Origin of the sequence: Flavobacterium hercynium, assembly GCF_002217285.1 — a bacterium.
GTDB lineage: Bacteria > Bacteroidota > Bacteroidia > Flavobacteriales > Flavobacteriaceae > Flavobacterium > Flavobacterium hercynium.
Window position 1 is genome coordinate 164128 of record NZ_MUGW01000022.1, and the last position, 1545, is coordinate 165672.

The 1545-nt window shown below is 30.2% G+C and carries 3 protein-coding genes; 1 reads left to right on the top strand and 2 read right to left on the bottom strand.

Annotated features, from left to right (window positions below; all coding sequences use genetic code 11):
* Positions 1 to 259: 259 nt before the first annotated feature.
* Positions 260 to 658 (top strand): helix-turn-helix domain-containing protein, encoded by a 399-nt coding sequence (locus B0A66_RS11885; protein ID WP_089050051.1) that lies wholly within the window; start codon positions 260 to 262, stop codon positions 656 to 658.
* Between the two features lie 84 nt (positions 659 to 742).
* Here B0A66_RS11885 and B0A66_RS11890 read toward each other — a convergent pair whose 3' ends face one another.
* Entirely contained in the window at positions 743 to 1015 is a 273-nt protein-coding gene (locus B0A66_RS11890) for a hypothetical protein (RefSeq protein ID WP_089050052.1), read from the bottom strand.
* Positions 1016 to 1174: 159 nt separating this feature from the next.
* Positions 1175 to 1372, bottom strand: a complete 198-nt coding sequence (locus tag B0A66_RS11895; protein ID WP_123868237.1) for a hypothetical protein — start codon at positions 1370 to 1372, stop codon at positions 1175 to 1177.
* Positions 1373 to 1545: the final 173 nt, after the last annotated feature.

Below are 1545 nucleotides of genomic sequence, written 5' to 3' on the forward strand. Positions count from 1 at the left end.
ATATTGTAGCGCCGGATTTTAATCCGGCATTATAAATGAATAATAAAAAAGAGATCAATAGGATCGGCTCATATTGGGTTAGTATCTCAAAAAATGGATCGTTATTAAAGAACATTAAAAAGAACAAATAACGTTTTTACCAAAGTAAGAAAAAGCATAAATTTGCTTTATAAAAACAATCCAATAAGTACGATACTAAATTTGGGTTGTTTTTTATTGATCGTTATTATGTAAAAGAATTTTTAAATATCTTTGATTTATGAGCACAGAAACAAAACGAAAAAATATTGGCAGAAATATAAGCCGAATGAGAGAGCTTCGTGGTATGAAACAAGAAGCACTTGCAGAAGCAATGGGTGTTAGCCAGCAAACTGTTTCGGGACTTGAAGGAAGTTATGAAATTGAAGAACAAAGACTTGCGCAGATTGCTAGAGCACTTGGCGTGACCGTAGATGCGCTTGAAAACTTTACAGAAGAATCTGTTTTTAATTATTTCAATACTTTTTATGATAGTAGTTCTGGAGGAAATGGAATGATTAATCATCCAGTTCATTGTACCTTCAATCCTCTTGATAAGGTCGTTGAACTTTACGAACGTTTGGTTAAGGCTGAAAAAGACAGAGCAGACGCTCTTGATAAAGTACTGAAAGGGAAATAAAATCCTTCACAATAGGAATTACAAATAAACAAACCGTCTTGAATTAGTTTTCGAGACGGTTTGTTTTTTTATGAGAGTTGGTTACTAGTAATAATTACCTGCAATGTCAGTACTTTTCTTGAAGTTTTCTGAGCCGGATTTTTTAGCGAATTTTTTATAACAGGCAGATGCTAACAGTGGTAAAGCTAGTCCGCCAATAAGAGCCGCAGTTTTATTGTGTCCTGTTTTCTTTAGAACAGCACCAATAATTAATGAACTTACACCTGCACAGGCTAGTTGTTTTGCAGATAATTTTGATGTTTTATTTTCTAAAGTTTCAGAAGTTCCAAGTAACAACGGATTAATGAAATTTTCCATAAATTTTTTAATTTTAATTAGACAATTAGTAATAATCTGATCCCCCAAAATCAGATTTAGATTATTGTACAGTACTACTAGTAACTGTATTTATTTTTTATATTATGAGTTTTATACTTTCATCTTTGAATGATTTTTATAAAACTTCATTTCAGGCATTTATTTCTTAGTTGCATTGCTGTCAACATTAGATTTTTGCGCTTCATTTTCTGTTTTATCTTTAGCAACACGATTTTGGCTATTATCTGAAAATTTTTCAGTGTTTTGAGCTTGATTTCGTTTTTGTTCCTGAAGATTTTCTACCATTTCTTTTTCCGGACAATTATCATTATCAGGATCATAATTTTTCTCCATCATCACTTTTAATTTTTAAAAATTTACATCTCTATTTTTATAATCAAAAGTAATACCAACTGCATAATTTGATTTATAGAATTAAAATCTCTAATTATATAATTATCAGTGTGGTGACTAATAAAAGAGCAATTTATGAATTTTATATTGTGAAACTCACAAAATACTGTTAATAT

What these genes read in the sequence shown, in the direction of transcription:
- B0A66_RS11885 (WP_089050051.1), top strand. Translation starts at nt 260, where the DNA reads ATGAGCACAGAAACAAAACGAAAAAATATTGGCAGAAATATAAGCCGA.
- B0A66_RS11890 (WP_089050052.1), bottom strand. Translation starts at nt 1,015, where the DNA reads ATGGAAAATTTCATTAATCCGTTGTTACTTGGAACTTCTGAAACTTTA.
- B0A66_RS11895 (WP_123868237.1), bottom strand. Translation starts at nt 1,372, where the DNA reads ATGATGGAGAAAAATTATGATCCTGATAATGATAATTGTCCGGAAAAA.